20 protein-coding genes are annotated in these 20,501 nt (G+C 72.7%); 15 read left to right on the top strand and 5 right to left on the bottom strand.

The features are described from left to right. Window positions 1-312: 312 nt before the first annotated feature. Window positions 313-1,164, bottom strand: a complete 852-nt coding sequence (locus ABT324_RS09080; RefSeq protein WP_351174137.1) for a helix-turn-helix domain-containing protein — start codon at window positions 1,162-1,164, stop codon at window positions 313-315. A 109-nt stretch (window positions 1,165-1,273) separates the two neighbouring features. Between ABT324_RS09080 and ABT324_RS09085 the strand changes: the two genes are divergently transcribed. The 10 genes from ABT324_RS09085 to ABT324_RS09130 all read left to right on the top strand — a co-directional run bounded on the left by ABT324_RS09085 (window position 1,274) and on the right by ABT324_RS09130 (window position 12,477). After that, entirely contained in the window at window positions 1,274-1,858 is a 585-nt protein-coding gene (locus ABT324_RS09085; protein WP_351174140.1) for a non-oxidative hydroxyarylic acid decarboxylases subunit B, read from the top strand. Between the two features lie 19 nt (window positions 1,859-1,877). Beyond that, complete coding sequence (locus tag ABT324_RS09090) at window positions 1,878-3,302, top strand: non-oxidative hydroxyarylic acid decarboxylases subunit C (RefSeq protein WP_351174143.1); 1,425 nt, start codon at window positions 1,878-1,880, stop codon at window positions 3,300-3,302. Between the two features lie 26 nt (window positions 3,303-3,328). Further along, on the top strand, window positions 3,329-3,559 hold the full coding sequence (locus tag ABT324_RS09095) for a non-oxidative hydroxyarylic acid decarboxylases subunit D (protein WP_351174146.1): 231 nt from the start codon (window positions 3,329-3,331) through the stop codon (window positions 3,557-3,559). A 195-nt stretch (window positions 3,560-3,754) separates the two neighbouring features. Next, on the top strand, window positions 3,755-4,774 hold the full coding sequence (locus ABT324_RS09100) for a LacI family DNA-binding transcriptional regulator (protein WP_351174149.1): 1,020 nt from the start codon (window positions 3,755-3,757) through the stop codon (window positions 4,772-4,774). After that, window positions 4,771-5,721 carry a carbohydrate ABC transporter permease gene (locus ABT324_RS09105; RefSeq protein ID WP_351174152.1) on the top strand — a complete coding sequence of 317 codons (951 nt, stop codon included), beginning with the start codon at window positions 4,771-4,773 and terminating at the stop codon, window positions 5,719-5,721. The genes ABT324_RS09100 and ABT324_RS09105 overlap by 4 nt, the downstream gene beginning before the upstream one ends. A 3-nt stretch (window positions 5,722-5,724) precedes the next feature. Further along, window positions 5,725-6,552 carry a carbohydrate ABC transporter permease gene (locus ABT324_RS09110; RefSeq protein WP_351174155.1) on the top strand — a complete coding sequence of 276 codons (828 nt, stop codon included), beginning with the start codon at window positions 5,725-5,727 and terminating at the stop codon, window positions 6,550-6,552. Continuing rightward, window positions 6,549-7,853: an ABC transporter substrate-binding protein gene (locus ABT324_RS09115; RefSeq protein ID WP_351174158.1), complete on the top strand. Its 1,305-nt coding sequence runs from the start codon at window positions 6,549-6,551 to the stop codon at window positions 7,851-7,853. The genes ABT324_RS09110 and ABT324_RS09115 overlap by 4 nt, the downstream gene beginning before the upstream one ends. Window positions 7,854-7,923: 70 nt before the next feature. Further along, complete coding sequence (locus ABT324_RS09120) at window positions 7,924-9,105, top strand: ADP-ribosylglycohydrolase family protein (RefSeq protein ID WP_351174161.1); 1,182 nt, start codon at window positions 7,924-7,926, stop codon at window positions 9,103-9,105. Continuing rightward, on the top strand, window positions 9,102-10,442 hold the full coding sequence (locus ABT324_RS09125) for an ADP-ribosylglycohydrolase family protein (RefSeq protein ID WP_351174164.1): 1,341 nt from the start codon (window positions 9,102-9,104) through the stop codon (window positions 10,440-10,442). The genes ABT324_RS09120 and ABT324_RS09125 overlap by 4 nt, the downstream gene beginning before the upstream one ends. A gap of 67 nt (window positions 10,443-10,509) precedes the next feature. Continuing rightward, the gene (locus ABT324_RS09130) at window positions 10,510-12,477 is read left to right on the top strand and encodes an SUMF1/EgtB/PvdO family nonheme iron enzyme (protein WP_351174167.1); all 1,968 of its coding nucleotides are present in this window, start codon (window positions 10,510-10,512) and stop codon (window positions 12,475-12,477) included. Window positions 12,478-12,481: 4 nt separating this feature from the next. On the opposite strand, the gene ABT324_RS09135 is transcribed toward ABT324_RS09130, so the two are convergent. From ABT324_RS09135 to ABT324_RS09150, 4 genes are all read right to left on the bottom strand, one after another. After that, the gene (locus ABT324_RS09135) at window positions 12,482-12,745 is read right to left on the bottom strand and encodes a hypothetical protein (protein WP_351174170.1); all 264 of its coding nucleotides are present in this window, start codon (window positions 12,743-12,745) and stop codon (window positions 12,482-12,484) included. A 9-nt stretch (window positions 12,746-12,754) separates the two neighbouring features. Continuing rightward, on the bottom strand, window positions 12,755-14,098 hold the full coding sequence (locus ABT324_RS09140) for a TRAP transporter large permease subunit (protein ID WP_351174173.1): 1,344 nt from the start codon (window positions 14,096-14,098) through the stop codon (window positions 12,755-12,757). 76 nt (window positions 14,099-14,174) lie between these two features. Beyond that, window positions 14,175-15,005 carry an HpcH/HpaI aldolase/citrate lyase family protein gene (locus ABT324_RS09145; RefSeq protein ID WP_351174176.1) on the bottom strand — a complete coding sequence of 277 codons (831 nt, stop codon included), beginning with the start codon at window positions 15,003-15,005 and terminating at the stop codon, window positions 14,175-14,177. Then, entirely contained in the window at window positions 15,002-16,189 is a 1,188-nt protein-coding gene (locus tag ABT324_RS09150) for a CaiB/BaiF CoA transferase family protein (protein ID WP_351174179.1), read from the bottom strand. Before ABT324_RS09150 ends, ABT324_RS09145 begins: the two co-directional genes overlap by 4 nt. Window positions 16,190-16,321: 132 nt before the next feature. On the opposite strand from ABT324_RS09150, the gene ABT324_RS09155 reads away from it, so the two are divergent. The 5 genes from ABT324_RS09155 (at window position 16,322) to ABT324_RS09175 (ending at window position 20,501) form a co-directional block, all read left to right on the top strand. Next, on the top strand, window positions 16,322-16,969 hold the full coding sequence (locus tag ABT324_RS09155) for a GntR family transcriptional regulator (RefSeq protein ID WP_351174182.1): 648 nt from the start codon (window positions 16,322-16,324) through the stop codon (window positions 16,967-16,969). Window positions 16,970-17,097: 128 nt separating this feature from the next. Beyond that, window positions 17,098-17,232, top strand: coding sequence for a hypothetical protein (locus ABT324_RS09160; protein WP_351174185.1), 135 nt, complete (start codon window positions 17,098-17,100; stop codon window positions 17,230-17,232). Next, on the top strand, window positions 17,229-18,200 hold the full coding sequence (locus ABT324_RS09165; protein WP_351174188.1) for a phytoene/squalene synthase family protein: 972 nt from the start codon (window positions 17,229-17,231) through the stop codon (window positions 18,198-18,200). Before ABT324_RS09160 ends, ABT324_RS09165 begins: the two co-directional genes overlap by 4 nt. A 22-nt stretch (window positions 18,201-18,222) precedes the next feature. Further along, window positions 18,223-18,960 carry a class I SAM-dependent methyltransferase gene (locus tag ABT324_RS09170; protein WP_351174191.1) on the top strand — a complete coding sequence of 246 codons (738 nt, stop codon included), beginning with the start codon at window positions 18,223-18,225 and terminating at the stop codon, window positions 18,958-18,960. Continuing rightward, complete coding sequence (locus tag ABT324_RS09175; protein WP_351174194.1) at window positions 18,957-20,501, top strand: FAD-dependent oxidoreductase; 1,545 nt, start codon at window positions 18,957-18,959, stop codon at window positions 20,499-20,501. The genes ABT324_RS09170 and ABT324_RS09175 overlap by 4 nt, the downstream gene beginning before the upstream one ends.

Genomic DNA, 20,501 nt, shown 5'->3' on the forward strand with positions numbered 1-20,501 from the left:
GCGGTCAGCCGCCGCGCGGCGACGGGCTGCCCGGCGCGTTCCAGGACCGGCGCGCAGACCAGCGCACCGATGGGCACGGTGACCAGCAGCGGATGGGTCGGGTGCCCGAGCCAGGCGCCGCCCAGGATCCGGTCGACGCGCGTACCGCTGACCCTGCGCCGGATTGCGCGAGCCACGGCAGTGGCCGGTCGCTCCACCCATCGAACGGACTCTGCGGCATGCAGCAGCGCACTCGGTGTCATGGCACTCGACGTACCCGCACCCCACCGCACCTATGCCTTCCCGCACCAGGAACCCCCGTGCGGGTGGGGGTCAGCCCTGGGTGCCGCGGGCTTCGGCGCGGAAGGCCAGCGGGGTCCGCCCGTCGTGCTTGCGGAAGAACTTGCTGAAGTCGCCGGGGGTGGTGAAGCCGAGGTGGCGGGCGATGTCCGCCGAGCCGCGGTCGGTGTGGATGAGCAGGCGCTTGGCCTCCAGGACGATCCGGGCGTCCAGGTAGGACTTCGCCGAGCGGCCGGTCGCGGAAAGCGTTGCGCGGGTGAGGGTTCGGGTGCTGTAGCCGAGCGCTGCGGCGTAGTCGGCCACCCGGTGCACCCGCGTGAAGTCGCGTTCCACCGCTTCCTCGAAGCGCGCGAACGGGCCGTCGGCGGGGATGGGCGGCTGCGCTGGTCCCGCGTGCGCGAGCCGGAGCAGCAGCACCGCGAGCAGCATGCGCAGCGCCCTGTTGTGCGCCTCCAACGTCATCGCGCCCAGGTCGGCGTACTCGGCGAGCAGGTGCCGCAGCGCCAGGTCGACCGCACCGCGCATCGAGCCGCTGGGCAGGACCGGGGTTCGCGGCAGCGGCGGGTCGACGGTGACGAAACCGGGCCGCCAGAAGACGATCGTCCCGCGCGACCGCGTCAGCGTGCCGTACTGGTGCACCTGGCCGGGGCGGACCCACAGCCAGCCACCGGCCGGGATGACGTGCTCGGTGAAGTCGACAACGTGCGGGAGCGCCGCCGCGTCGGCGTGGACGTGGATCAGGTGGTGGAAGTCCGGGCGCTGCGGTTCGGCCAGGTCGATCGCCCGGCGCTCGGCGCGCGAGCACAACTCGGCGAAGTCGATGGCGTCCATCCCGATCGGCGCGTTCGAGCCCGGCCGGTAGGCGACGTCGGTGATCTCGGTCATCTCACTGCTGTCCGATTCTTCCCATCACTTGTCGCCAGCGTACCCGCTGACCTGCACGGTCGGCGCTTAGCGTGGACATGACCGCGCAAGGTGACCGAAAAGGAGAAGTGTGCGACTCGTCGTGGGGATGACCGGCGCGACCGGGGCGCCGCTGGGTGTGCGACTGCTGGAGCGGTTGCGCGAGATGCCCGAGGTGGAGACCCACCTGGTGCTGAGCCGCTGGGCGCGGGCCACCGCGGAGCTGGAGACCGGGCTGGGCACCAAGGCGATCGGCAAGCTCGCCGACGTCGTCCACCACCCCGACGACCAGGGCGCGAGCATCTCGTCCGGCTCCTACCACACCGACGGCATGGTGATCGTGCCGTGCTCGATGAAGACCCTCGCCGGCATCCGCGCCGGGTACGCCGACGGCCTGGTGGCGCGGGCGGCGGACGTGACCATCAAGGAACGCCGTCCGCTGGTGGTCGTGCCGCGCGAGACACCGCTGAGCGAGATCCACCTGGAGAACATGCTCGCGCTGGCGCGGATGGGCGTGCGCATCGTCCCGCCCATGCCCGCGTTCTACAACAACCCGACCTCGATCGACGACTTCGTCGAGCACATCACCGCCCGGGTGCTCGACCAGCTGGACCTGCCCGCCCGGGCCGCCCAGCGCTGGGCGGGGATGCGCGCGGCCAAGCACGAGGAACCCTGAACCCGCGGAGGAGGACACGATGGCCCACGACGACCTCCGGTCGTTCCTGCACGCACTCGACGAGGCGGGGCAGCTGCTGCGGATCAGCGAGGAGGTGTCCCCGGAACCGGACCTGGCCGCGGCGGCGAACGCGGCCGGTCGGATCGGGGAAGGCGCCCCCGCCCTGTGGTTCGACAACGTCACGGGCTTCACCGACGCCCGGATCGCGATGAACGTGCACGGTTCGTGGCGCAACCACGCGATGGCGCTGGGCCTGCCGAAGGAGACCTCCACCCGCGAGCAGGTCGAGGAGTTCGCCCGGCGCTGGGACGACTTCCCGGTCCCCCCGGTCCGTCGGGAGGACGCGCCGTGGCGGGAGAACAGCACCTCCGGCGCCGACGTCGACCTGTTCGACGTGCTGCCGCTGTTCCGGCTCAACGACGGCGACGGCGGCTTCTACCTGGACAAGGCCGCGGTGGTCTCCCGCGATCCGGACGCGCCGGAGGACTTCGACAGGCAGAACCTCGGCGTCTACCGGATCCAGGTGATCGGCGCGGACCGGCTCGCGCTGCAGCCGGTGCCGATGCACGACATCGCCCAGCACCTGCGCAAGGCCGAGGAGCGCGGCGAGGACCTGCCGGTGGCGATCACCCTCGGCAACGACCCGGTGGTCCCGATCGTGGCGGGCATGCCGATGGCCTACGACCAGTCGGAGTACGAGATGGCCGGTGCGCTGCGCGGCGAACCGATGCCGATCACCACCGCCCCGCTGACCGGCTTCGACGTGCCGTGGGGTTCGGAGGTGGTCATCGAGGGCCGCATCGAGTCGCGGGTGCGGCAGATCGAGGGCCCGTTCGGCGAGTTCACCGGGCACTACTCCGGCGGTCGGCGGATGCCGGTGGTCCGCGTCGAGCGGATCTCCCACCGCACCAGGCCGATCTTCGAGTCGCTGTACCTGGGCATGCCGTGGACCGAGTGCGACTACCTGGTGGGGCCGAACACCTGCGTGCCGCTGCTCAAGCAGTTGCGGGCGGAGTTCCCTGAGGTCAAGGCGGTCAACGCGATGTACACCCACGGCCTGCTGGTGATCATCTCGACCGCCAGGCGCTACGGCGGGTTCGCCAAGGCGGTGGGCATGCGGGCGATGACCACGCCGCACGGGCTGGGCTACGTCAGCCAGGTGGTGCTGGTCGACGAGGACGTGGACCCGTTCGACCTGCCGCAGGTGATGTGGGCGCAGTCGGCGAAGGTCAACCCGGCCGAGGACGTGGTGGTGATCCCGAACCTGTCGGTGGTGGAGCTGGCTCCGGCCGCGCAGCCCGCGGGCGTCACCAGCAAGATGATCATCGATGCGACCACCCCGGTGCCGCCCGACGTCCGCGGCAACTTCGGGACCCCGACCAAGGACCTACCCGAGTCCGCCGAGTGGGCGGACCGCCTGCGCTCGATGCTGGCCCACCGCTGAACCCCGTTGCGCTGGAGGGAAATCCGATGCCGACGACCTGCCCCCGCTGCACCGCCCCGGAGATCCGCACCGTGACGACCTCGCCGGTGCCCGGTGCCTGGGAGGTGCTGCAGTGCCCGCGCTGCCTGTACATGTGGCGCACCACCGAACCCGCTCGCCGCACCACCCGCGAGCACTACCCCGAGCAGTTCCGGCTCACCCCGGAAGCCATCGCCAACGCCTCCGAGGTGCCCACCATCCCACCGCTGCGGCGGTGACCACCTCGGCGCGCGACCCCTCCGCTGGAGGTCCTCCGCCGCTCGGCGGCACCCAGGACTCGTGATTGACAACTCAATCTTCCGGGTGACAGCATGCCGAGCACTCCTGGAAACGTTCCCAGCGCCGGTCCGGCCGGTGTTGGAAACGTTTCCAGCACCCCGGTCGGCACCGCGCCGCTGATCACGGAGGAACGGATGACGTCAACACGCGCCACGCTGCAGCAGGTGGCCGAGCGCGCGGGGGTGTCGCTGGCCTCCACTTCCCGCGCCCTGCACGGCAGCGGCGCGAGCAAGGCGATGGTCGAGCGCGTCCGCGCGGCCGCGGCGGAGCTCGGGTACAACGTGGACGCCATCGGGCGCTCGCTGCGGATGGGCAAGACCTCGCAGATCGCGTTCGCCGTCGCCGACATCGGCAACCCGGTCTACGTGGAGATGATGCGCGGCATCCACGAGGTGCTCGCCCCGCACGGCTACCGGGTCGTGGTCATGACGACCGGGGACACCGCGGCCTCCACCGCCGAGCTGGTCCGGAGCCTCAGCGGCGGTTTCGTCGACGGGGTGGTCGTCGTCCCGCTGCGCACCGACGACGAGCTCATCGACGAGTTGCGGCAGGCACCGGTACCGGTGGTGGTGATCGGGCGCGCGATGAGCGACCGCGGGATCAGCTCGGTCTCGGTCGATTCCAGCGCTGGCATCGGTGAAGCGGTCCGGCACGTCCACTCCCTCGGCCGCCAGCGCATCGGCTTCCTCAACGGACCGCTCGACACGACCCCGGGCTCGTCCCGCCAACGCGGTTTCGACGCGGCGGTCGGCGCTCGGGACTTCTCCGCCGAGCGGGTGGCGGTCGAGGTCGCCGACGACTTCACCGTGGCCGCGGGGTTCGAAGCGGGGCGGCGGCTACTCGCCGGGGCAGACCGCCCGGACGCGGTCGTCGCGGCCAACGACCTGCTGGCCATCGGGGTGCTCCGCGCAGCGCGCGAACTCGGGCTGAGCACACCGCGGGACCTGGTCGTGACCGGGATGGACGACACCGAGCTGGGCCAGGTCTACCTACCCCGCCTGACCAGCGTGTCCCTCGGCTCCGCCGAGCGGGGTCGCACGGCGGCACGGCTCGTGCTGGAGCTGGCCGACGCCCCGGACGCCCCGGCGCAGCAGGTCGTGTTCGAACCCGAGCTGATCGTTCGCGAGTCCACTGTGGATGGTGGTGCGCGATGACCACGACGGCTGTGCGAACCCGGCGCTCCACTCCCCCACCGCGGCGCGGTTCGAGGGGCGCGGTGGCCCGGACCCGGCGCCGCGAGGCGGTCGCGCTGGTGATGCCCTCGCTCATCCCGATCCTGGTGCTGTCCGTGGCACCGCTGCTGATCGGCGTCGCGCTCGCCTTCACCGACGCCCGGCTGACACGCCGACCCGACTACGACTTCACCGGCCTGGACAACTTCGTCGACCTGGCCGACAACGCGCTGTTCTGGGACTCGCTGCGGGTCGGTCTCGTCTGGACGGTCAGCGTGACGGTCCTCCAGCTGGCGGCGGCGATGGGCCTGGCGCTGCTGCTCGACTCAGGGCTGCGACTGCAGGGCCTGACCCGGGTGCTGGCGCTGGTCCCGTGGGCGATGCCGCCGGTGGTCGTGGCGATCATGTGGCAGATGATCTACTCGGCCAACAGCGGCCCGGTCAACGCGCTGCTGGGCAGCGTGGGCCTGCCCAGCGACATCAACTGGCTCGGGGACTTCGCCACCGCGCTGCCCGCCGTGGTCCTGGTCGGCGTCTGGGTCGGCATGCCGCAGACGACCGTCACCCTGCTGGCCGGGTTGCAGCAGGTCCCGCCGGAGCTGCACGAGGCCGCGGCGGTGGACGGGGCGCGCGCCTGGCGGCGGTTCACCGCCGTCACCTGGCCCAGCCTGCGCCCGATCGTCACCTCCATCACCTCGCTGAACTTCATCTGGAACTTCAACTCCTTCGCCCTGGTCTACGTGCTCACCGAAGGCGGCCCCGGCGGCCGGACGATGGTGCCGGTGCTGTTCGTCTACCTGGAGGCGTTCAAGAACCGCGAGATCGGCAGCGCCGCGGCGATGGGCCTGGTGCTCGTCATCGTCATCGTCGCCGGGCTGGCCCTGTACCTGCGCTCGCAGTTCCGGCACGACACCGAGAAAGGCCGGTGAGCCATGCGTTCCCTCATCCGCCCGGCGCAGTACCTGGCGCTCGCGGTCTACCTGGTGTTCCTCGGGTTCCCGCTGGTGTGGCTCATCTCCGCCTCGGTGAAGTCCTCGGCCGAGCTCAACTCGCTGTCGGTGAGCCTGCTGCCGCAGGAGTGGCACTGGGACAACTACGCGCAGGCCTTCGAGCGGCAGGGGCTGCTCCGCTCCGCGTTCAACAGCCTCGTGGTGGCGCTGGTGTCAACCGCGCTGGTGATCGTGATCGCGCTGCCCGCGTCCTACGTGCTCGCCCGCATCAAGGGCAAGGTCCGGGTGGCGGGTGTGGCGTGGATCCTGGTGAGCCAGGTGTTCCCGGTCGTGCTGATCATCCTGCCGCTGTTCCTGGTCCTGCGCACCCTCGGACTGGCCGACAGCCTCGTCGGGCTGACGCTGGTGCACATGACGTACATGCTGCCCTTCGCCCTGTGGATGCTGCAGGGCTACGTGGCGGCGGTTCCGGTCGAGCTGGAGGAGGCCGGGGCGGTGGACGGCGCGGGACGGCTGACGGTGCTTCGCTCGATCGTGTTCCCGCTGCTGGCGCCCGGGATCATCGCGACGGCGATGTTCAGCTTCGTGTCGTCGTGGAACGAGTTCTTCTTCGCGCTGGTGCTGCTGCAGTCGCCGGAGAACTACACGCTGCCGATCACGCTGAAGATGTTCATCGGAGGTGAGGGCAAGGTCGCGCTCGGACCGCTCGCCGCGGGGGCGGTGCTCGCCGCGATCCCCAGCATCGCCTTCTTCTCCCTCCTGCGGCGCAAGCTCACCAGCGGCCTGATGGCCGGTGCGGTGAAGGGATGAGTTCCCGCGACGACGAAAGGGCGACGATGAAGTCACCACGCGCGTTACAGGCGACCAGCCTCCTGCTCACCGGCGCGCTGCTCGCCGGCTGTGGCGGCAGCGGCGATGACGGCTCGGGGCCGGTCACGCTGACCTTCCAGTCCCTGTCCGACCAGCCAGCCGCGATCGAGGCCACGAACGCGATCGTCGACTCGTGGAACCAAACCCACCCGGACGTCCAGGTCGAAGTCGTGCCAGCGGGCTGGGACGGCATCTACGACAAGCTCATCACCCAGTTCAACGCGGGCAGCGCCCCCGATGTCGTGCACTACGAGGCCGCCGGGATCCTCCCCTTCGCGGCGGACGGCTACCTCGCGGACCTCTCGCCGCACATGCCGCCGCAGACCCGCGCGGACATCCCGGAGGGGGTGCTCGACTCGGTCACGGTCGACGGGCAGGTGGTGGCCTACCCGACCGAGCTGCAGACCTACGTGGTGTTCGCCAACCGGGACCTGCTGGAGCGCGCGGGGGTCACCACCCCCACCGGGCCGACGATGTCCTGGGACGAGCTGCGCCAGCTCGCCCGGGCCACCACGAAGGACGGCGTGCACGGCCTGAGCTGGGGGTTGTCCAGCCCGACCTCGGCGTTCGTGGCGATGGCTCCCGGGTTCGGCGGGCAGTACTTCCAGGGCAGCGGCGAGGACACCACGCTCACCGCCGGTCCGGGCGAGATGGCGCTGCCGGAGCTGGTGAGCGCGATGGCCTACGAGGACCGCTCGATCCTCCCGGTCACGCTGACCCAGTCGGGGTCGAAGGCGCTGGCGCCGTTCTACGCGGGACAGGTCGCGATGACCGTGCAGGGCTCGTACCAGGCGGCCAACATCGCCGAGGACGCCCCCGAAGGCTTCGACTGGATCGCGCTGCCGCCGCTGGCCGGACCGGCAGGACCCGCGCAGGCGGCGAACCCGCAGACCCTGTCGGTCAGCGCGGACTCCGAGCACGTCGAGGAGGCCGCCGAGTTCATCAACTTCTTCACCAGCACGGAGAACCTGGTCGCGCTCAACCGCGCGGACGCGCTGATCCCGGCGACCACGTCGGCCCGGGAGGCGCTGGCGGCCGAGCTCGGCACACAGAACGGCTGGGACGTCATCCTGGCCTCCGGTGAGCACGTGACCTCCGCGCCGTACCTGTTCGTCAGCAAGTACGCGCAGTGGAAGGACACCGTCGCCACGCCTGCCTACCAGCGCTTCCTCGCCCGCGAGATCGACGCGGCCGGGTTGGCTCAGCAGCTGCGGGACGGCTGGCAGAGCATCAACGACTAGCAACACCGGTGTCCACACAGGACAGTACGGCGGGCGGACCGCTCGGGACGACAGAAGGGAACGCAGGCCAGTGACCTGGATCGAGGACCGCGCGGTGGCCGTGATCACCGGTGCGGCGGTGGGGGACGCGCTCGGCGGCGCGACCGAGGGCTGGACGCCCGAGCAGATCGAGCAGCGGCACGGCGGCCGGGTGACCGGCATCGTCGGCCCCTGGTACCCGAACTGGCGGGATGCCCGCCCGATCTCGCCGTACCACAAGGGCGACGGGCACGTCACCGACGACACGCTCATGACGCGGGCGCTGGTCGAGGTGTACGCGAAGCGCCGCGCGCACCTCGACGCCTACGCCATGGCCGAGGACCTGGTGCCGCTCATGATCGGGGAGCCCCGCTGGGTGCCCGAGCTGGAGTCCACCGCGCTGCTGCTGCAGCGGGTCTTCCTGGCGGAGAAGTGGATCGTCACCAAGCTGCACTACGGGCACGCGGATCCGCGCGAGGCGGGCGTGGGCAACATCGTCAACTGCGGCGCGGCGATGTACATCGCGCCGGTCGGGATCGCCAACGCGGGCGATCCGCGTGGCGCGTACGCCGAGGCGATCGACCTCACCGGCGCGCACCAGTCGAGCTACGGCCGGGAAGCGGCCGGGGTGCTGGCAGCGGTGATCGCGGCGGCGATCGCCCCAGGGGCCGCGCTCGGTGACGTGGTGCGCGCGGCACTCGACGTCGCGCACGACGGCACTGCCGCGGCGCTGCGCGCCGTGGTCGGCGCCTTCGACGGGTGGACCTCGCCGCCGACCACCGACGACGAGGAACGCGCGCTGGCCCGCCACATCCGGGAGGTCGTGGCACCGTTCGACTCGGTCGGGCCCGAATACCGGCAGATGTCGCTCGACGCCCGGCGCCCGTCCCGCACGAAGTCGATCGAGGAGCTGCCCGCCGCGCTAGGGTTCGTCCTCGGGCACCAGGGCGACTACCGCCGTGCCGTGCTCGCCGCCGTCAACTACGGGCGGGACGCCGACTCGATCGCCACCATGGCGGGAGCGATCTGCGCCGGGCTCGGCGGGACCGACGCGGTCCCGGCGGAGTGGGTCGAGGCGGTCGGCGAGGCCAGCCGGATGGACCTGCGCGAAACCGGCCTGCTCATGGCGTCGGCCGCGACCGACATCCTGCGCGCGGACCGGGAGCGCGCCCGCGCGCGCCTGGCCGCGCTCGAATCCCTCGGGGTCGCCGAGCCGGGCGAGGGGCGGGCATGAGGTTGACCTGGGCACAACCCGAGGACCTGCTCGCGCACGAACTCGTGCAGTCCACTGTGGAGGGCAAGGACGTCGGCCCGGTCCGGGAGCGCTGGACCGCCGCTGGTGGCAACCCGGAACCCGCGGTCAGCGGCGCCGGTGCGCGACCCGCACCACCGGAACTGCGCGCGCTCGCCCGGACGCTGCTCGACGAGCTCGACGCGTTCCCCGCCGCCCCCGCACCGGACGAGCCGGACGAGTGGGACGCCATCGCCGCGCTGCTCCCGCCCGCCCCGGACCTGCCGCGCCGGAGCCGGGACCGCGCGCTCGGGGCGTGGACCGGCCGGGCGGCCGGGTGCCTGCTCGGCAAGCCGGTCGAGAAGATCCCGCGCGAAGGCATCGAGGAGGTCCTGCGCGCCACCGGGCGCTGGCCGCTGGACCGATACTTCACCGCGGTCGGCCTGCCTGCGGACGTCGCGGCGCGCTGGCCCTGGAACCGGCGGTCGGCCCCCACCTCGCTGGAGGAGAACATCAGCGGGATGCCCGAGGACGACGACCTCAACTACCCGATGCTCGCGCTGGACCTACTGGAGCGGCACGGGCGCGGCTTCACCACCGACGACGTCGCGCAGCTGTGGCTGGAGAACCTCCCCGCGGGACGGGTGTTCACCGCCGAGCGCGCGGCCTACCGCAACCTGCTCGACGCGCGGCCCGTGCCCGCGACCGCCACGCACCACAACCCGTTCCGCGAGTGGATCGGCGCGCTCATCCGCACCGACGTGTTCGGCTGGGTCAGCCCGGGCGACGTGCGCACCGCCGCGCGGTTGGCCTGGACCGACGCCCGGCTCAGCCACACGCGCAACGGGGTCTACGGCGCGATGTGGGCGGCGGCGCTGGCGTCCGCGGCCATGGTGTGCGACACCGTCGAGGAGGTGTTGGACGCCGCCGACGCCGTGGTCCCGCCGCGCAGTCGCCTCGCCTGTGCCGTGCGCGTGGGGCGGGACGCTGCCGCTCTGGGTGACGTGCGCAGCGGTCTCGACCACCTGCACGCCGAGTACGGCGACCTGCACTGGGTGCACGTGCTCAACAACGCCGCGGTCATCGCCCACGCGCTCGCGGGCGGAGGCGGGGAGTTCGGCCCCAGCGTGTCGATCGCGGTGACCGCGGGCTGGGACACCGACTCCGCCGCAGCGACCGTCGGCGGTGTCGTCGGCGCCCTGCGAGGGGTTGCGGGCATCGGCGAGCAGTGGACCGCGCCGCTGGACGACCGCATCGCGACCTCGCTGCCCGGCGGGCCGCAGCGCATCACCGACCTCGCCGCCCGCACGCTGGCCCTCACCGTCGAGGAGCCCCGGTGACCGACACGCACTCCGGAGACCTGGAGCCGCCCGGCGTTCCAGACCCCCGGCAGGGAGGAGAGGCACGATGACCTACGCGTTCGACCCGCTCGTCCCCCGCCCGATCGACCGCCCCACCGAGGTGCCGGTGGACGGGGCGCTCTCGGCCGAGCAGCTCGTCGCTCTCGACGAGGCGAAGATCTTCTCCGGCCCGGCCAACCCGGCGGACCGACCCGCGTGGCGCGAGCGCCTGCACCAGTGGCGCGACGATGCCCGGAAGCGCCACGCGTACACGGGCGCGGCCTACGACCGCCCAGGGGCGGCGTGGGCAGCGCGGTGCCACTCGGTCGCACAGGTGTGGCTGTGGGACGAACTGCTGTACTCCTTCGAGGACGGTCGCTTCACCCCTGAGCGCTTCCTCGCCGACGCGCGTGAGCGGTTCGGCGGTCTGGACGCGGTGGTGCTGTGGCACGCGTACCCGGTGATCGGCATCGACGACCGCAACCAGTGGGACTTCTACCGCGACGTCCCCGGCCTGGCCGAGCTGGTCGCAGCCCTGCACGAAGCGGGGCTGCACGTGTTCGTCGACTACAACCCGTGGGACGTCGGCACCCGGCGGTCCGGGGACGACGTGGCCGAACTCGCCAGCGTCGTCGCCGAGCTCGGCGCGGACGGCGTCTTCCTGGACACCCTCAAGAAGGCCGAGCCCGAACTGGTCGACCAGCTGGAACGCGCCCGCCCCGGGATCGTGCTGGAGGGCGAGTCCAAGCTGCCGGTCGAGCGCATCGAGGACCACGCGAGCTCGTGGGCGCAGTTCTTCGCCGACTCCCCGGTGCCCGGTGTGCTGCGGGCGCACTGGTACGAGCGCCGCCACATGCAGCACCACGTGCGCAGGTGGCACCGCGACCACACCGGGGAGCTGCAGTCGGCATGGCTCAACGGCGTGGGCGTCATGGTGTGGGAGGTCGTCTTCGGCGTGTGGGTCGGCTGGTCGCGCCGGGACGCGGCGACGGTGCGCCGCATGGTCACCGTGCAACGCGCAGCGGGCGACCTCCTGCTCGACGGCACGTGGACACCGCTGGTCGAGCTGGCGCCGGAAGCCGAGGCCGCCGGGGTCCACGCGTCGCGCTGGGAGCTCGACGGGTGGACGCTGTGGACAGTGGTGAACCGGGGCGAGCAGGACTACTCCGGCCCGCTCGTCGGCGGGCCGGTGATCGACCTGTTCGGCGACGGCGTGGTGCCAGCACGAGGGATCGCCGCGCTGCTCCACATCGCTCCCGGTGCGCCGGAACCCGCGTGGTTGCCCGGCCTGCGGGCGGCCCTGCAGGACATGCCGCACGATCCGGACGCCAGCTTCCCGCACCGGCTCGCCACCCGGGAGCGCCCACCAGCCACCGCCGGTGAACCCGACCAGGACGCCGTCGTCGTACCAGCCGGGCCGTACGTGCTGACCGTCCGCTACCGCGTCCGCGAGACCGGGATGTACCAGGGCGCGCCGTACGTGGACGAGTGGAAGCCGCTGCCCCCGAGGCTGCACGACGCTCGCACGCTCCAGCGCGACGGCGAGCTGACCACCCCCGTCGCGGTCGGCGCGGGCGAGGTCACGAACCGGCAGTTCGCGGAGTTCCTCACCGCGACCGGTTACCAGCCAGCCGAACCGAACCGCTTCCTCGCCCACTGGACCGCAGGCCGCCCGGCACCCGGTACCGAGGACTCCCCGGTGACCTTCGTGGACCTCGACGACGCCCGCGCGTACTGCGCGTGGCGCGGTGGCCGACTGCCCACTGAGGACGAGTGGCAGCTGGCGGGCGAGACCGGCCGCCTGCGGCGCGGCGAACCAGCGGTGTGGAACTGGACCGAGAGCGAGCACTCCGACGGACGAACCCGGTTCGTCATGCTCAAGGGCGGTTCCGACCACCAGGCCGAAGGCGCCGACTGGTACCTCGAAGGCGGCCGCCGGGAACCCGGCTACAGCGTCAAGCTGCTGCTGCCGGGCCTCGGCCTCGCCCGCGGGGCGACCGTCGGCTTCCGGTGCGCCTGGGAGATGCGGGCCTGATCGCTCAGTCCTCGCCCGTGCTGTCCCAGCGGAACAGGTACGACATGGCGAAGCCGAGCAGACCGGTGATGCCGGCGACCACGGTCATCACCTTGCCCAAGCTGTTGGCAGCACCGGACACCAACTCGGCGTTCGCGGTGAGCACACCCACGGCTTGGGCACCGACGACCGCTGCACCGAGCAGCAGGAAGACTGCCAGGCCGACCTTGAACAGCACCATGGGAACCTTCCGGGCCACCGGGCCGGGGGAACGGGACGCGTTGGACATGGGAACTCCTCAGACGGGCAGCGGGAGCACACCGGTGGCGATGAGGACACCGATGGCCAGGGTCGGGATCACGAACCAGCAGATCAGCCGGAGGAACGTCCGCGCCGGGTCGACACCGGCGATCCCGCTGGCGATGTAGATCGGCGCGGCACCGGGAGGTGAAGCGCCCTCGGTCGAGGCGAAGACCAGGATCACCGTCGCGGCCGCGGCCGGGGCCACGCCAGCGCTGGTCAGGGCGCTGAACGCGACGCCACCGACGGCCGCGATGGTGGCGGTGCCGGTCAGCGGCGCGGCGATGACCACGATCAGCACACCCACCAGCGACGCGATCACCCAGACCGGGGCGTCGATGCGCTCCATGATCGCGGTCAGCTGCTCGACCAAACCGAGCTCGCCGAGGCTGGCCGCGGCGGCGAAGGCGAACAGCAGGGTGGCGCCGATGATGGCGTACCGCGGCGCCATGTCGCCGAGCACCTCGTTCCAACCGCGCGCCGTGCGCGGCAACCGCTTCCAGCCGACCAGCAGCGTGGCGAGGATGGTCAGCACCGGGATCCACACCACGATGCTGATGTCGTCCGCCGCCCCACCGAGGCGCGCCTCCAGCAGCCGCGCGCCCACCTCGACGGTCATCAGCACCGGGATCGCGATGCCCAGGTACACCAACAGCGAAGTCGCGCCCTGCCGCAGCGCCACGCGCAACGGCGCGATCTCCGACCGGTCGATCGCCGCCACCCGGTACCGGCGCACCCAGATGAACACGACCACGAACCGGTACAGCACCGTCCACATGCCACCCGCGAAGGCAGCGACGAGCAGCTCGTCCGCGGTGAGCACCGGTGCGACGGCGGCGGAACCGAGCAGCAGGAACAGCGAGGAGCTGGGCGGGATCGAGATGCCGAGCCCGGCGTTGCCGGCCACCAGCGACGCCGCCACGTCCGGGCGCCAGTGGGACCGGACCATCCACGGGATGGTCACCGAGCCGACCGATGCGGCGATGCCCGAGCCCGACCCGGCGGAACTGCCGAGCAGCGCCGCGGTGGCGGTCGACACGTACGCCGAGCCACCACGCAGCCTGCCGAACACCGAGTTCAGCAGCGCGACCTGGCGGTCGATGAGGCCAAGCCGGGTCATCAGGTAGCCCATGAAGACGAAGGCCAGCGCGGCGAACACGACCTCCTCGGTCAGCGCGTCGGCGAGCCCGGCCCAGGCCAGGTCCAGCGCGTCGGTGCCGCCGAAGAGGCAGATCACCGCGAACCCGACGAGCATCGCCTCACCGATGTTGCGCTTGAGGACCGCGTTCCAGACGACGATCACACCGATGTAGCACAGCAGCGCCCAGATAGCTAAGCCCACAACGAGATCTCCTTTGATCGTGGGTCTTCGGGACGGCGAGCACCGGGCCGCGCGGGGCGGTCGGCGCAGCCCTGCCTCAGTCGAGCTCCTCGGCCAGCGCGAGGACCCGGCGCGCCTTGGCGACGATGGGGGCGTCGACGAAGCGCCCGTCCGGCAGGACGAGCGCGCCGACACCGTCGGCCTCGGCCTGCGCCGCGGCGTCGACCACGGCGCGGGCGCGGGCGACCTCGGCCTCGGTCGGCCGGAAGGCCCGGCGGATCGCCGGGACCTGCGCCGGATGGATGGCGGTGCGGCCGAACATGCCGAGGTTGCGGCCGCGTCGGCACGACTCGACCAGCCCTTCCTCGTCGCGCACGTTGGCGAACACCGACATGGGCACCGGGCCGAGGCTCGCCGCCGCGGCGGCGAGCACGACCTGCAACCGCAGCTGGTCCAGGGCCGCCTCGTCGATGGACAGCTCGGCGACGAGGTCCTGCTCGCCCAACGCGATCCCCGCGGTGCGCGGGTGCGCGGCGATGGTGTGCGCGTGGGCGATGCCCCGCGCGGACTCCAGCAGCGCGAAGGCCGGGACCGGCCGGTCGCCGCAGACCTCGTCGAGCAGGTCCAGGTCGGCCGCCGACTCCACCTTCGGCAACCGCAGCGCGTCCAACCCCGGCACGTCGGCGAAGGCGGCCAGGTCCTCGCGGCCGCGACCGGTCGCGAGGTCGTTGATCCGCACGTGCCACCGCGGCCCCCCGCGGACCTGCGCCAGGTGCGCGACCGCGTTCGCCCGAGCCTGGTCCTTGCGGCTGGCGTCGACGGCGTCCTCCAGGTCGATGATCACCACGTCGGCGCCGCTGGCGGCGGCCTTGGCGAAGCGGTCCGGCCGGTCCCCCGGCACGTACAGCCAGCTGACCGGCGTCGTCATGCGATCACCCCGGCGCGGCGCAGCTCGGCGATCTGCTCGGCGTCGCAACCGGCTTCGGCCAGCACCTCGTCGGTGTGCCGCCCCAGCGGTGGGCCGGGCCAGCGGACCTCGCCGGGGGTGTCGGACAGCCGGAACGGCACGTTCTGCAGGGTCACGCTGCCGAGCTCCTCGTCGGGCAGGTCGACGAAGGTGCCCAGCGCGGCGTACTGCGGGTCCGCCGCGATGTCCGCGACGTCGTAGATCGGCGCGATCGCGGCCTGCGCCTCGGTGAACGCGGCGACCACCTCGTCCGCGTCGCGCTCGGCGATCCAGCTGGCGACCGCCTCGTCGAGCTCGTCGACGTGCGCCACCCGCCCGGCGCCGGTGGCGAACCACGGTTCGGCGGCCAGCTCGGGCCGCCCGACCAGGGTCATGACGCGTTCCGCGATGGACTGGGCGCTGGTGGAGATCGCCAACCAGCGGCCGTCGCGGGTGCGGTAGGTGTTGCGCGGCGCGTTGCTGTTCGAGCGGTTGCCGGTGCGCTGCGGGACCTTGCCCAGCGCCCGGTAGGCGGTCATCTGCGGGCCCAGCAGGCCCATGATCGGCTCGATGATGGCCATGTCGATGACCTGGCCGCGCCCGGTGCTCTCCCGGGCCCGCACGGCGACCATGATCGCGTAGGCCATGGCCAGCCCGGCGATGCCGTCGGCCAGCGCCAGCGGCGGCAGGACCGGCGGCCCGTCCGGTTCGCCGGTGCTGGCGGCGAACCCGCTCATGGCCTCGGCGAGGGTGCCGAACCCGGGTTGCCGCGCCATCGGGCCGAACTGCCCGAAACCCGTCATCCGGGCCACGACCAGCCGCGGGTTGATCTCCAGCAGGTCCGTCGGCGCCAGGTCCCAGCGCTCGAGCGTGCCGGGTCGGAAGTTCTCCACCAGCACGTCCGAGGACTTCACCAGCCGCCGCAGCAGGGCCTGCCCCTCGGGCCGGGACAGGTCGATGGCGGCGGCGCGCTTGTTCCGCGACAGGGTCTTCCACCAGAGCCCCACGCCGTCCTTGGCCGCCCCGTGGCCCCGCGCGGGATCACCCCGCTCCGGGTGCTCGACCTTGATCACGTCGGCGCCGAAGTCCCCCAGCAGCATCGCCGCCGACGGACCGGCGAACAGGGTGGCGGCATCGATCACCCGGAGTCCGGTCAGACTGGTCATGGCGAGGTAACTTATAAGATGTAACTTGTAAGTCAAGGGTTCGGCCGGTCCTCGGCCGCCCGGGCGGTGCGGGATACTCGATCCAGATCGACTAGTCGAAGGACGGGAATGCCAGGACCGAACCGCCCGCCGATGAGCAAGGCGGACTACGTCTACAGCGTGCTGCTGGAGGAGATCCGCAGCGCGCAGATCCCCGGCGGCACCCAGCTGAAGGCCGCCCCGCTCGCCAAGCGGCTGGGCGTGTCGATCACCCCGGTCCGCGAGGCCCTGCGCCGCCTGGAGAACGACCGGCTGGTCAGCTACCAGAGCCACCACGGCGCCACCGTGATCGACCTCGGTGACGACGCGCTGTTCGAGTACTACAACGTCCGCGCCGTGGTCGAGGGCCTCGGCGCCCGGTTGGCCGCCAGCCGGATCAGCCCGCAGCAGCTCGCCCGGCTCCGCGAGCAGCACGAAGCGATGGTCCGCGACGCCGCCGCGGGCCACCGCGACCAGCTCGGCGAGCAGAGCCAGCAGCTCCACCTGGCGATCGCCGACATCGGCGGCCCGGCCTTCCTCGGGCGCCACGCCCGTGCGGTCCGCAACAGCTACCCGGTGCCCACCGACGCCTCGCTCTGGCTCGACGCCGAGCACACCCAGCACCACCTGGACGCGCACGAGAAGATCCTCGACGCGCTCGAGGCGGGCGACGGCGCGACCGCGGAGCGAATCATGATCGACCACGTCAGCGCGGCCGGTTCCTACCGCCTCGGCCAGCGGACCGGGGAGCACCGCAGCTGACGGCCCCCGCAGACCGTGATCGGATGCGCACCCCGCAGTGCTGGCTTAGTGTCGGAGGACGCGCGCTACCGGGGAAGGGGGGGCCGGGGATGCGAGCGCTGGGGGCTCCTGCGAACCGAGTTGCACCGGTGGTCACCGGGCTGGCCGCACCACGCCTGGTGAGCGGCGGGCACCACCACGCGCCGCCCGGCGGGTGCGCTGATCCGCTGGACGCCCCGGACGACGCCGAGCCGGAGCTCACCGACCACGCGGCGGAGCCATGACCGGCTGCCTGGACGCCGCCGGGATCACCGACCCGACGCTGCGGGCGGCGTACCTCAGCTGCCGCCGGATCAACGCCCAGCACGGCAAGACCTACTACCTCGCGACCCGGCTGCTCACCCCCGCCCAGCGCCCCGCGGTGCACGCGCTCTACGGCTTCGCCCGCTGGGCCGACGACGTCGTGGACAACCTCCCCGCCGACGCGGGCCCCGACGACCGGGCGGCGCGGCTGGACGCAGTGTCGCGGGCGCTGTTCGCCGGGCTGGACAGCGGGCGCAGCGACGACCCGGTGCTGGCCGCGGTCGTCGACACCGCGCACCGCCACGGCATCCACCGGAACCTGTTCGCCGACTTCATGCGGTCGATGCGGATGGACCTCACGGTGTCCGACTACCCCGACCGGCAGGCGCTGGAGGTCTACGTCCGCGGTTCGGCGGAGGCGATCGGCCTGCAGATGCTGCCGGTGCTGGGCACCGTGTGCGACGAGGCGGAGGCCGCTCCCCACGCAGCCGCGCTGGGCAAGGCGTTCCAACTCACCAACTTCCTGCGCGACGTCGCCGAGGACCTCGACCGCGGCCGCGTCTACCTGCCCGCCGACGAGCTCGCCGCGTTCGGCGTGGACCGAGACCTGCTGCGCTGGTGCCGCCAGCACCAGCGCACCGACCCTCGGGTCCGGGCCGCCCTGGCCGACCAGCACGCCACGACCAGGGCGGTCTACCGCTTCGCCCGCGAGGGCGTCGCGCTGCTGCACCCGGTTTCCCGACCCTGCATCGGCACCGCGCTGGTGCTGTACTCGGAGATCCTGGACCGGATCGAGGACGCCGACTTCGCGGTGTTCGCGCAGCGCGCCCGGGTCGGGAACCTCCGCCGCGCGCACCTGGCGTCCACCGGCCTGGTGCGGGCGCTGCGGTCGCGCCGGAAGGTGCGGGGTGGTGCGGACGTCACCGCGGTGACCCGAAGGTGGGCGTGATGGAGCGGTTCGAGGAGTCGGCATGAGGGTCGAACGCGACGGGATGGCCCGCAGCGCCGTCCCCGACGCCTTCGACGCCGGTGCCGCCGCCTACGACCGGCTCGTCGGCGCCAACCCGGGCTACCACGCCCACCTGCGGCTGTCGGCGCGGCGGATGCGCATCCCGGACGGCGGTCGGGGCCTCCGCCTGCTCGATGCGGGCTGCGGCACCGGCGCCTCCACCGCGGCCCTGCTGGTCGCCGCGCCGCACGCGGAGATCGTCGGGGTCGACGCCTCGCCGGAGATGCTCGCGCGGGCCGCGGCGAAGCCCTGGCCCGGCTCGGTGCGCTTCGTCCGGGCCCGCGTCGAGGACCTGGGCGAGTCGGGGGTGGCCGGCCCGTTCGACGGGATCTTCGCCGCCTACCTGGTGCGCAACCTCGCCGACCCGAACGGGCAGCTGCGGCAGCTGCGGGCCTTGCTGCGGCCCGGCGGGACCTTCGCCGCGCACGAGTACTCGGTCCGCGACTCGCTGGGGGCCACCGTCGTCTGGCACGCGGTGTGCTGGTCGGTCATCATCCCCGCCGGGACCGTGCTGACGGGCAGCAGCGCGCTCTACCGCCACCTCTGGCGCAGCGTCACCAGCTTCGACGGGGCGCGGAGGTTCCGCCAGCGCCTGGTCGACGCCGGGTTCACCGGGGTGCACAGCGAAACGATGACCGGGTGGCAGCGCGGCGTGGTGCACACCTTCCTGGGGACGAACCCGCTGCGGGAGGACGCGTGACGGCAACCCACCCCCGCGACCCGCGCGCGGTCCGGCACCTCGCGCCGCGAGGGGCCGCGCACGCCGACCTGCTCCACCGGCGTCCCCGCGCCGTCGTGGTGGGCGCTGGGATCGCCGGGCTGGCGGCAGCCACGGGTCTCGCCGAGCGCGGCGTCGACGTCACCGTCGTCGAACGCGAGCAGTACCTCGGCGGCCGGGTCGGCGCGTGGGCCGAACCCGCTGCGGACGGGACTCCGCTGTCGATGAGCCGGGGCTTCCACGCCTTCTTCCGCCAGTACTACAACCTCCGCGCGCTGCTGCGGCGCGCCGATCCCGCGCTGGCCCGGCTGCGGTCGGTCGGTGACTACCCGCTCCTGGACGCCGACGGCCGGCGCGACACCTTCCGCGGGCTGCCGCGCACCCCACCGTGGAACGCGCTGCTCTTCGCGCTGCGCAGCCCGACCTTCCGGTTGCGGGACCTGCTGGGGCTCGACCCGCGCGCGGCCGCCCCGCTCGCCGCGGTCTCCGTGCCGGAGGTCTACGAGCGGCTCGACCACACCGACGCCGAGACGCTGTTGCGGCGCATCAACTTCCCGCCCCCGGCGCGGCACCTGGCGTTCGAGGTCTTCTCCCGGAGCTTCTTCGCCCCGCCTCGCGAGATGTCCGCCGCGGAGCTGGCCACCATGTTCCACCTCTACTTCCTCGGGTCGACCGAGGGCCTGGTGTTCGACGTCCCCGACGCGGCGTTCGACACCGCGCTGTGGGAGCCGCTGCGGGCCTACCTGCGAGCCCGGCGGGTGCAGTTCCGCACCGGGGTGGCGGTCACCCGCGTCGACCGCGCCGACACCGGCTTCCGGGTGCGCACCGCAGCGGGCGAGGTGCTGCCCGCCGACGGCGTGGTCCTGGCCCTGGACGTCGCGGGGCTGCGCTCGGTCGTCACGGCATCACCGGACCTTCGAGACCCGGAGTGGCGCGAACGGGTGCTGGGTTTGCGCACCGCGCCGCCGTTCCTGGTGCGCCGCCTGTGGCTGGACCGCCCCGTCGCACCTGGGCGGCCCGCGTTCCTCGCGACGAGCGGTCGGCCACCGCTGGACAACATCAGCGTGCTGGACCGGTACGAGTGCGAAGCCCGCTCGTGGGCCGACCGCCACCGGGGCGCGGTCGTGGAACTGCACGCCTACGCCGTGAAGTCCGACGGAGCAGCCCCGAGCCAAGTGCTGCGCCGCCGCCTCCTCGAGCGCTTGCACGAGACCTACCCGGAGACCGCCGGCGCGCGGATCGTCGCGGAGCTCTCGCAGTGGCGGCAGGACTGCCCCCTGCCGGGACTCGGCGACTTCGCGCGGCGGCCCCGGGTCCGGACGCCGTTCGACGGGCTGGTCCTCTGCGGTGACGCGATCCGCATCGACCTGCCAGTGGCGCTGATGGAACGAGCTGCCGCCACCGGGTGGCACGCCGCCAACGGACTGCTCGCCCGGTGGGGCCTCGCCGGGCACGAACTCACCAGCGTGCCGACGCGCGGTCGGCTCGCACCGCTGCGCGCGTGGGCCGCTCGAGGAAGGTGA

It is taken from the genome of Saccharopolyspora sp. NPDC000359, assembly GCF_040300525.1.
In the GTDB taxonomy this organism is placed as follows: Bacteria; Actinomycetota; Actinomycetes; order Mycobacteriales; family Pseudonocardiaceae; genus Saccharopolyspora.

Coding starts and splice junctions, on each gene's coding strand:
- ABT324_RS09080 (WP_351174137.1), bottom strand. CDS start 1,164: ATGACCGAGATCACCGACGTCGCCTACCGGCCGGGCTCGAACGCGCCG.
- ABT324_RS09090 (WP_351174143.1), top strand. CDS start 1,878: ATGGCCCACGACGACCTCCGGTCGTTCCTGCACGCACTCGACGAGGCG.
- ABT324_RS09095 (WP_351174146.1), top strand. CDS start 3,329: ATGCCGACGACCTGCCCCCGCTGCACCGCCCCGGAGATCCGCACCGTG.
- ABT324_RS09100 (WP_351174149.1), top strand. CDS start 3,755: ATGACGTCAACACGCGCCACGCTGCAGCAGGTGGCCGAGCGCGCGGGG.
- ABT324_RS09105 (WP_351174152.1), top strand. CDS start 4,771: ATGACCACGACGGCTGTGCGAACCCGGCGCTCCACTCCCCCACCGCGG.
- ABT324_RS09110 (WP_351174155.1), top strand. CDS start 5,725: ATGCGTTCCCTCATCCGCCCGGCGCAGTACCTGGCGCTCGCGGTCTAC.
- ABT324_RS09115 (WP_351174158.1), top strand. CDS start 6,549: ATGAGTTCCCGCGACGACGAAAGGGCGACGATGAAGTCACCACGCGCG.
- ABT324_RS09125 (WP_351174164.1), top strand. CDS start 9,102: ATGAGGTTGACCTGGGCACAACCCGAGGACCTGCTCGCGCACGAACTC.
- ABT324_RS09130 (WP_351174167.1), top strand. CDS start 10,510: ATGACCTACGCGTTCGACCCGCTCGTCCCCCGCCCGATCGACCGCCCC.
- ABT324_RS09135 (WP_351174170.1), bottom strand. CDS start 12,745: ATGTCCAACGCGTCCCGTTCCCCCGGCCCGGTGGCCCGGAAGGTTCCC.
- ABT324_RS09145 (WP_351174176.1), bottom strand. CDS start 15,005: ATGACGACGCCGGTCAGCTGGCTGTACGTGCCGGGGGACCGGCCGGAC.
- ABT324_RS09150 (WP_351174179.1), bottom strand. CDS start 16,189: ATGACCAGTCTGACCGGACTCCGGGTGATCGATGCCGCCACCCTGTTC.
- ABT324_RS09155 (WP_351174182.1), top strand. CDS start 16,322: ATGAGCAAGGCGGACTACGTCTACAGCGTGCTGCTGGAGGAGATCCGC.
- ABT324_RS09165 (WP_351174188.1), top strand. CDS start 17,229: ATGACCGGCTGCCTGGACGCCGCCGGGATCACCGACCCGACGCTGCGG.
- ABT324_RS09170 (WP_351174191.1), top strand. CDS start 18,223: ATGAGGGTCGAACGCGACGGGATGGCCCGCAGCGCCGTCCCCGACGCC.